General features: G+C 66.2%; 9 protein-coding genes and 2 tRNA genes. 10 read left to right on the top strand and 1 reads right to left on the bottom strand.

Translation table 11 applies throughout. The features are described 5' to 3' along the window. From RU09_RS12655 to RU09_RS12615, 10 genes are all read left to right on the top strand, one after another. The coding region (locus RU09_RS12655) for a DNA gyrase subunit B (protein ID WP_042541054.1) at positions 1–1,660 on the top strand (1,660 nt) is incomplete at its 5' end. A 52-nt stretch (positions 1,661–1,712) separates the two neighbouring features. After that, positions 1,713–4,277: a DNA gyrase subunit A gene (gene gyrA / locus RU09_RS12650; protein WP_042541052.1), complete on the top strand. Its 2,565-nt coding sequence runs from the start codon at positions 1,713–1,715 to the stop codon at positions 4,275–4,277. Next, positions 4,274–4,678 carry a DUF3566 domain-containing protein gene (locus RU09_RS12645; RefSeq protein ID WP_042541050.1) on the top strand — a complete coding sequence of 135 codons (405 nt, stop codon included), beginning with the start codon at positions 4,274–4,276 and terminating at the stop codon, positions 4,676–4,678. Before gyrA ends, RU09_RS12645 begins: the two co-directional genes overlap by 4 nt. Positions 4,679–4,815: 137 nt before the next feature. Then, positions 4,816–6,084 (top strand): sensor histidine kinase, encoded by a 1,269-nt coding sequence (locus RU09_RS12640; protein WP_042541048.1) that lies wholly within the window; start codon positions 4,816–4,818, stop codon positions 6,082–6,084. Then, the gene (locus RU09_RS12635) at positions 6,072–6,758 is read left to right on the top strand and encodes a LuxR C-terminal-related transcriptional regulator (RefSeq protein WP_042541046.1); all 687 of its coding nucleotides are present in this window, start codon (positions 6,072–6,074) and stop codon (positions 6,756–6,758) included. Before RU09_RS12640 ends, RU09_RS12635 begins: the two co-directional genes overlap by 13 nt. After that, on the top strand, positions 6,755–7,696 hold the full coding sequence (locus RU09_RS12630; RefSeq protein WP_228385608.1) for a DUF4097 family beta strand repeat-containing protein: 942 nt from the start codon (positions 6,755–6,757) through the stop codon (positions 7,694–7,696). Before RU09_RS12635 ends, RU09_RS12630 begins: the two co-directional genes overlap by 4 nt. Before the next feature lie 84 nt (positions 7,697–7,780). After that, positions 7,781–7,854: transfer RNA gene (locus RU09_RS12625), tRNA-Ile, on the top strand. 25 nt (positions 7,855–7,879) lie between these two features. Beyond that, a tRNA-Ala gene (locus tag RU09_RS12620) sits at positions 7,880–7,952 on the top strand. A gap of 66 nt (positions 7,953–8,018) precedes the next feature. Beyond that, entirely contained in the window at positions 8,019–8,162 is a 144-nt protein-coding gene (locus tag RU09_RS18560; RefSeq protein WP_156145927.1) for a hypothetical protein, read from the top strand. Between the two features lie 171 nt (positions 8,163–8,333). Then, positions 8,334–8,615: a hypothetical protein gene (locus tag RU09_RS12615; protein ID WP_042541043.1), complete on the top strand. Its 282-nt coding sequence runs from the start codon at positions 8,334–8,336 to the stop codon at positions 8,613–8,615. Between the two features lie 31 nt (positions 8,616–8,646). Here the strand turns inward: RU09_RS12615 and RU09_RS12610 are convergent, their stop codons facing one another. Continuing rightward, complete coding sequence (locus RU09_RS12610; RefSeq protein ID WP_042541041.1) at positions 8,647–9,162, bottom strand: DUF3253 domain-containing protein; 516 nt, start codon at positions 9,160–9,162, stop codon at positions 8,647–8,649.

Raw genomic sequence — 9,162 nt, 5'->3', positions numbered from 1 at the left:
GTATGCCGTCTCCGGTGGTCTGCACGGCGTCGGCTCCTCTGTCGTGAACGCCCTGTCGACCCGCTTCGACGTCGAGGTCAAGCAGAAGGGCTTCGTCTGGCGGCACAGCTTCGCCGACGGCGGAGTGCCGCAGCAGAAGCTCGTCAAGGGCGAGGCGACCGACGACACCGGCACGAGCATCACGTTCTGGCCGGATGCCTCGATCTTCACCGAGTCGATCGACTTCGACTACGACACCCTGCGCACGCGCTTCCAGCAGATGGCGTTCCTCAACAAGGGTCTTCGCATCGAGCTGCTCGATGAGCGCGCGTCCTCGGCCTACGAGGTCGAAGAATCCGGTGTGACCGTCACGAAGCAGCCCGGTGATGTCTTCTTCTACGAGCGCGGACTCGTCGACTACGTCGAGTACCTGAACAAGGTGCGTCACGCCGAGGTCGTCAACGAGGAGATCATCGCGTTCGAGTCCGAGGACACGGCGCGCAAGATCTCGCTCGAGGTCGCGATGCAGTGGACCACGTCGTACACCGAGAACGTCTTCACCTATGCGAACACGATCAACACCCACGAGGGTGGAACCCACGAAGAGGGCTTCCGCGCCGCGCTCACCACGCTGGTGAACAAGTACGCGCGTGCGAACAACATCCTCAAGGAGAAGGACGACAACCTCTCCGGAGACGACGTCCGCGAGGGATTGACCGCCGTCATCTCGATCAAACTGGGCGAGCCACAGTTCGAGGGTCAGACCAAGACCAAGCTGGGCAACACCGAGGCCAAGGCGTTCGTGCAGAAGGTCGTGGGCGATCAGCTCGGCGACTGGTTCGACCGCAACCCGGCCCAGGCGAAGAACATCATCCGCAAGGCGCTCGACGCCGCGACTGCGCGCCTGGCCGCGCGCAAGGCGCGCGAGACCGCACGGCGCAAGAGCGTGTTCGAGTCGGCCGCGATGCCCGACAAGCTCAAGGACTGCACCAGCAAGGACCCTTCGATCAGCGAGATCTTCCTCGTCGAGGGTGACTCGGCCGGCGGTTCGGCAGTGCAGGGACGTGACCCGCACACGCAGGCGATCCTCGCGCTCCGCGGCAAGATCCTCAACGTCGAGCGCGCTCGCCTCGACAAGGCGCTGGGCAACCGCGAGGTCCAGGCGATGATCCAGGCCTTCGGCACGGGCATCGGCGAGGACTTCGACATCGAGAAGGCGCGCTATCACAAGATCGTGCTGATGGCGGATGCCGACGTCGACGGGCAGCACATCACGACGCTGCTGCTCACGCTGCTGTTCCGCTACATGCGCGGCCTCATCGAGGCGGGCTTCGTGTACCTCGCGATGCCGCCGCTGTACCGCCTCAAGTGGTCGAACCAGCCGCACGAGTACGTGTTCAGCGACGCAGAGCGCGATGCGCTGCTCAAGTTCGGCCTCGACAACGGCAAGCGCATCCCGAAGGATGCCGGCATCCAGCGCTACAAGGGTCTCGGCGAGATGAACGCCAAGGAGCTGTGGGAGACCACGATGGATCACACGACGCGGACGCTCCGCCAGGTGACCATCGAGGATGCCGCGGCGGCAGACGAGATCTTCAGCGTGCTGATGGGTGAGGACGTCGAATCGCGACGCAGCTTCATCCAGCGCAACGCCAAGGACGTCCGCTTCCTCGACATCTGAGGCGCTCTGCGCCCTGCATTCGCTCGAATAACGACCGGAATCGACAACACACATGACTGACGAAGTACGCCCCGAGCCCCCGGCCCACGACCACGGGAACATCGACCAGGTCGACCTGAAGTTCGAGATGGAGCGCAGCTATCTCGACTACGCGATGGCCGTCATCGTCGGACGTGCCCTGCCCGACGTGCGCGACGGTCTGAAGCCTGTGCATCGCCGCGTGATCTACGGCATGTACGACGGCGGGTTCCGCCCTGACAAGTCGTTCTCGAAGTGCGCCCGTGTCGTGGGCGAGGTCATGGGTCAGTACCACCCGCACGGTGACTCGGCGATCTACGACGCCCTCGTGCGTCTCGTGCAGCCGTGGGCGCTGCGGTACCCGCTCGCGCTGGGCCAGGGCAACTTCGGGTCCCCCGGGAACATGGGAGCCGCTGCTCCTCGATACACCGAGACGAAGATGGCTCCGCTCGCGCTCGAGATGGTGCGCGACATCGAAGAAGACACCGTCGACTTCCAGGACAACTACGACGGCCAGACCCAGGAGCCGACGGTCCTTCCGGCGCGGTTCCCGAACCTGCTCGTCAACGGCTCGGTCGGAATCGCCGTCGGCATGGCGACGAACATCCCCCCGCACAACCTGCGCGAGATCTCGGATGCTGCGCTCTGGGCGCTCGACAACCCCGGCCTTCCGCGTGAAGAGCTCCTCGACGGGCTGATCCAGCGTGTTCCTGGCCCCGACTTCCCGACGGGCGCTCAGATCCTGGGCACCAAGGGAATCCACGAGGCCTATCGCACCGGCCGCGGATCGATCACGATGCGCGCGGTCGTCAACGTCGAGGAGATCCAGGGCCGCACGTGCCTCGTGATCACGGAGCTGCCCTACCAGGTCAACCCCGACAACGTCGCCGTGAAGATCGGCGATCTCGTGCGCGACGGCAAGATCAGCGGCATCGCCGACATCCGCGACGAGTCGTCCGACCGCACGGGTCAGCGCCTCGTCGTCGTGCTCAAGCGCGACGCGGTCGCGAAGGTCGTGCTCAACAACCTGTACAAGCACACGCAGCTGCAGGAGAACTTCGGCGCGAACATGCTGGCGATCGTCGACGGCGTGCCGCGCACGCTGGCGATCGACGGGTTCGTGACCTACTGGATCACCCACCAGCTCGAAGTGATCGTCCGTCGCACGCGCTTCCGTCTGGCGAAGGCCGAGCGTCGCATGCACATCCTGCGCGGCTACCTCAAGGCGCTCGATGCGCTCGACGAGGTCATCGCTCTGATCCGTCGGTCGGCCACGGTCGACGACGCGCGCGAGGGACTGAAGAAGCTCCTCGACATCGACGACGACCAGGCGCAGGCCATCCTCGACATGCAGCTCCGTCGCCTCGCGGCTCTCGAACGGCAGAAGATCCTCGACGAGGCGGCCGAGCTCGAGCGGCTCATCGCCGAATACCAGGCGATCCTGGCCGACGAGATGCTGCAGCGCGACATCATCCGCGAAGAGCTCACCGGCATCGTCGAGCGCTTCGGCGACGACCGCCGCACGCACATCCTGCACGGCTTCGACGGCGATGTCTCGATGGAAGACCTCATCGCCGAGGAGGAGATGGTCGTCACCATCACCCGCGCCGGCTACATCAAGCGCACGCGGAGCGACAACTACCGTTCGCAGCACCGCGGCGGCAAGGGCATCAAGGGCGCGCAGCTGCGGGCGGATGACATCGTCGAGCACTTCTTCGTGACGACGACCCACCACTGGCTGCTGTTCTTCACCGACAAGGGACGCGTCTACCGCGCGAAGACCTATGAGGTCCCCGAGGCCGGGCGCGACGCGAAGGGGACGCACGTCGCGAACCTGCTCGCACTGCAGCCCGACGAGAACATCGCGCAGGTGCTCGACATCCGCGACTACGCGGTCGCCGACTATCTGGTGCTCGCGACGCGCGACGGTCTCGTCAAGAAGACGCGCCTCGACACGTATGACACCAACCGCCAGGGCGGCGTCATCGCGATCCGTCTGAACGACGAGGACGAGCTGGTCTCGGCGCTCATGGTCAACGCCGAGGACGACATCCTGCTCATCAGCCGCCGGGGCATGTCGGTCAGGTTCAGCGCGACCGACGATGCGCTGCGACCGATGGGACGCGCGACCGCCGGAGTGAAGGGCATGAAGTTCCGTGAGGGCGACAGCCTGCTGTCGGCATCCGTCGCCGCTCCCGGTCAGTTCGTGTTCGTGGTGACGGACGGCGGGTACGCGAAGCGCACGGCCGTCGAGGAATATCGCGTCCAGGGACGCGGTGGTTTCGGCATCAAGGTGGCCAAGCTGCACGACGATCGGGGCACTCTCGCGGGTGGTCTGATGGTCTCGGCCGACGACGAGGTCCTTGTGGTTCTGTCCAGCGGCAAGGTGGTACGCTCTGCCGTGGCCGAGGTGCCCGCCAAGGGCCGAGACACCATGGGAGTGGTGTTCGCACGGACGACGGAAGCCGACCGGATCCTCGCCATCGCCCGCAACGGCGAGCGGGGCCTCACCGAGGAAGACGAATCGGATGAGGCTGAGGTGGACGCCGAGTCCACCGCCCCCGAGACGAACGAGAACCCTGAGGAAGCAGACGCATGAGCACAGTAGCCGACAAGCTGGCGAAGAAGTCCACGCGCAAGACCAGTGGCAAGCAGGTGCGCCTGCGTCTCGTCTATGTCGACTTCTGGTCGGCCGTGAAGCTCTCGTTCCTCGGAGCGGTCGCACTCGCGATCGTCACCATGGTGTCGTTCTTCCTGATCTTCCTGGTGCTCCAGGCCACGGGCCTCCTCACTCAGGCCGACGAGATCGTCGGCGCGATCACCGACAACTCGGTGCGCATCTCCGAGGTGGCAGGTCTGCCGCAGGTGATGGCGTTCGCCGCTGTCGTCTCGATCCTGAACCTCATCGTGTTCACGGTGCTCGGCGCGGTCGTGGCCGGCATCTACAACGTCGCCGTGAAGGTGACGGGCGGTCTGCTCGTCGGCTTCATGTCGAACTGATCCTCCGGATTCGAAGAGGGGCGGGTGCTTCGGCATCCGCCCCTCTTCTGTGCTCTCCGACGGAGTAGGGAAAACCCGAAGCCGGGTGTCTGGTTGGCTCGGTGTCGGCCCGATCGGCGCCGCCGTACCTTTGAACCATGACGACACACACTGCCACGCCACCACCGGCGACGGCCACGAAGCCGCCGTTGCGCATCGTGCTCACGATCCTGCACCTCGCAGGCATCGGAGTCATCGGCGGCTTCATCTTCGCGACTCTTTCCGGACTCCTCGGCACCGGGCTCGGCCTGCTCTTCGCGGCGGGCGTCGGCATCGTGCTGCTCGTCGGACTCGTCTACGCTCTCTTCGGCGTGGGCTGGTTCGAGGTGGCCCGGGTCAGCGCCCTCTACCGGTCGCCGATCACGCCGCTCCGGTGGCGCCCGCGGGACCGCCCCGGATTCGTGGGCTGGCTGCGCTCGCTCGGACGCCAGGCCATCGACGGCCGCATGTGGCGCGCCCTCGCGAACTTCGCGATCACCGCTGTGCTCGGCTGGATCGTGCTGCGCCTCGCCTTCGGCCTCGTCTGGTCGATCACGATCTCGTTCGCACCCCTCACCGGAGCGGACGCCGTGATGGGCCCGTTCGGCGGGGGCGGCATCGACCCTGCGTGGGCGCCGCTCGTCGGCATCCTCGGCATCGCCGCCTGCTTCGCCGGAATGATCGGCCTGGCACTGCTGAACCGGGTGCTCTCGCTCGCCATCGTCGTTCGCAGCCGTGAAGCAGAGCTCACGGAGCGAGTGCGCACCAGCACCGCTCAGCGCGAGGGCGCCGTGCGCGCCGCAGACGTCGAGCGCACCCGCATCGAGCGGGATCTGCACGACGGCGTCCAGCCCCGCCTCGTGTCGGTCGGCATGACCCTGGGGCTCGCGCAGCAGAAGATCGACAACGATCCGGATGCCGCGAAAGAGCTGATCGCTGAAGCGCACACCTCGACCAAGGCAGCGATCACCGAGCTGCGACAGCTCGCCCGAGGCATCCATGCATCCGTTCTCGACGATCGAGGCCTCGACGCAGCCCTGTCCGCCCTCGCAGGGCGATCCCACATCCCCGTGAGTCTGGACGTGAGGATGGACGGACGCTGCAGCCGTGAGGCCGAGGCCGCCGTGTACTTCTCGATCGCCGAGTCGCTCACGAACGCCGCCAAGCATTCACGAGCCAGTGAGGCCCGGGTCACCGTTCGTCTTCGCGACGGTGGAGTGCTCTGGGCACGTGTCGAAGACAACGGCATGGGCGGCGCACAGGTGCAACCGGGCGGTGGCCTCGACGGCATCGCGAACCGCGTCCTGGCAGCGGGCGGGACCTTCCGTCTCGAGAGCCCCGTGGGCGGGCCGACCAGCCTGGAGGTGAACGTGCCATGCGCATCCTGATCTGCGAGGACTCCGTCCTGCTGCGGGAGGGACTGGTGCGACTGCTCGAGGATGCCGGCCACAGTGTGGTCGCCGCTCTCGCCGACACCGACGGTCTCAGTGAAGCCGTGATCGAGACCGATCCGGAGCTCTGCATCCTCGACGTGCGGCTGCCCCCGACGTTCACCGACGAGGGCATCCGCGCGGCGCTCGGACTGCGCGTCACGCACCCTGCGCTCCCGCTGCTCGTTCTCTCGCAGTACGTCGAGGAGCGCTATGCGTCCGACCTCATCTCCGCGCAGGGCGGGCCGCTGGGCTACCTGCTCAAGGATCGAGTCGCCGACGTCTCGGAGTTCCTCGCCTCGGTGCAGAGGATCTCTGAAGGCGCGACGGTGCTCGACCCCGAGGTCGTGGCTCAGCTGCTCACCCGTCGCAACCGCGACGACCGGATGCAGCGTCTCACCGAGCGCGAGCGCACCGTGCTGTCGCTCATCGCCGAAGGCAAGTCGAATCAGGCGATCGCGGGCCTGCTCTTCCTCTCGGAGGCGAGCGTCGAGAAGCACATCACCGCGATCTTCCAGAAACTGGGCTTCGAGCAGGGCGAGTCGGGCAACCGACGCGTGCTGGCGGCGCTCGCACACATCGAGAACACGGGCGGCACCACGCCGACCGGACAGACAGGACTGGGACGATGACCTCCAACGACGACTTCCAGGGCGGGCACACCCCCCTCACTCCCCCGCCGGCGTCCGCGCCTCAGGGCCACGAGCCGGCACCGGCGCCCACCACTGCTCCCGTTGCTCAGGCGGCGCCCGCCGATGCCGGCCGTTCATCGGGAACGACGGCGATCATGATCGTGACGGCGATCGTCGGCGGTATCGCGCTCCTCGGCGCGGGAGGGTCTGCGGCATTCGCGGCGACCGGCAGCATGATGGGCTCCACGCAGGGCAGCGACTCGGTGCTGACCGAGGATGCATCGGGAATCAAGGGCCTCGACCTCGACGTGGATGCGGGAAACATGCGCATCGAGTTCGGGGATGTCGACGAGGCCCGGCTGGCCGTCACCGACGCCCGTGGCCCGGCGTGGACTCTCGAGCGCGACGGCGACGACCTGGTGGTGCGCAGTCCCGAGTTCCGGTTCGGATGGTGGTTCGGCAGCTGGTTCGGCGACGACCAGTCAGCCGTGCTGACTCTCCCCGAAGACCTTCTCGACGTGCAGCTCGATGCCGATCTCACCCTCGACGCGGGCAGCCTCGATGTGGTCGGCGAGTTCGGCGCTCTCGACATCACGGTCAACGCGGGCGCGCTCGATGTCGAAGCAGCCGCACGGAGCCTCACCATCGACATGAGTGCCGGACGTGCGGACGCGCTGCTCGACGGCGTCGACGACGCGGATCTCAGCGTCTCGGCAGGCGATCTCAACGTCGAGCTGACCGGACGTGCGCCGTCGCAGACGACGATCGACGTGAGCGCGGGGTCGGTCGACCTCACTGTTCCTGACGAGTCGTACTCGATCACCCAGGACGTCAGCGCGGGGTCGCTCGACGCGAAGGTCGACCAGTCATCCGACACCCGGAACGCGATCGACGTCTCGCTTTCGGCGGGCAGCGTGACCATCCGGCCGGGGCGCTGACCATGATCGAGGGCAGGGGCGCGCCGGTGCCCCGCCCTCGATTGGGTATTTCCGGAAATCTCCGGTAAAGTTTCGGAGGTTGACGGGCCCATAGCTCAGGCGGTTAGAGCGCTTCACTGATAATGAAGAGGTCCCAGGTTCAAGTCCTGGTGGGCCCACTTTTCAACTTAACAATTCCCTCACGGGGCCTTAGCTCAGTTGGTAGAGCGCCTGCTTTGCAAGCAGGATGTCAGGAGTTCGAATCTCCTAGGCTCCACACTGTGTTGAGACAGTTCGAGAAGGCCCCGCCACGTGCGGGGCCTTCTCGTTTCTCCCTTCGCGTGTGTTCCCCGGGTACGATGCGGGGATCTTCTTCGCACTCGTGGCCCTCCTGGTCACCGTGAATGCCGTCTCGGCGATGAGTGGAACAGGACAGCTGCTTCTCGATCGACTCGACCTGATCGCCGAGACGGCCGCCCTCGATTAGGGCCATCTGCGCTCCTCCACAGGTGTTAACAACCCTGTTAACAACTGCCCGAGCTTGCCGGACCAGGGGCTCTTCCAGTCCACAGCTGTGGATGCATCTGTTAACAACTCGAAGATCGTCTAGTAATCAACCCCCCTTCTCACTCTCAGGTCGAGGGCGTAGCGTGCACGCATGGCTGACAGGGAGACGATGATCCAGACCGAGATCGTGTTCGACGGAGCGAGCTTCCTGCTCTCCCAGGATCAGGACGTCGACGACCTGCGAGAACGCATCGAGTCGGCGACGAGGAGCTCAGGTACGTTCGTCGACCTGGTCGTGGTCGGAAACAGGGCTGTGAGCGTGCTGATCACCCCGAACACCCAGGTGACGATCAGCGTGGCCTCCGTGGCGTACGACCCGCGTGACACCGGCGACGTGGACTTCCCCTACAGCGGGTATCACGACGAGCTCTGAAGCCGGGATGCGGCGTCAGAACCGCCCGTGATCAGAGTTTCGGACCGCGGATGATCCGCACGGGTCCTCTGGCCTCACGGATGCTCACCGGTTCGCCCTTCTGAGTCACGACGATCTCGTCGCGGTCTGCGAGTGCGGCGGCGACCCGCCGCACGTCCGGCATCACCGCTCGCCACGATTCACCGCCCACCGTTCGCGCCACGTCACTCGGACAGATCGAGGACTCGTTCCGCTTGCGGGTGAGCGCGCGCAGCGCGGCCGCGATCCTCTCGTCGAAGCCGTCGCCGCTGCGGTCCTCCCACCAGGGCTCCCCGCGTTCACCCAGCGCGGTCTTCGCGTCCTGCACCCGCCGTCGCGCATCGGAATCCTGCGTCTTCACGGCACGACGCGCAGCCATCAGCTCATCCACGAGCTCCTGCCGGAACGCGTCGGGGATCGACGGGTCCGTCGCCCGCCATCGCCGGCCGTCGATGACGACGTGATGCCCGTCTGCGGTGTGCTCCGGGCCGCGTGCATCGCCGGTCTCGGTGCTGTGGTCGGATCCCAT

It is taken from the genome of Microbacterium sp. MEJ108Y, from assembly GCF_000834175.1.
GTDB lineage: Bacteria > Actinomycetota > Actinomycetes > Actinomycetales > Microbacteriaceae > Microbacterium > Microbacterium forte.
The sequence above is the reverse complement of the archived record's forward strand: the minus strand, read 5'-3'. Positions and strand labels throughout refer to the sequence as shown.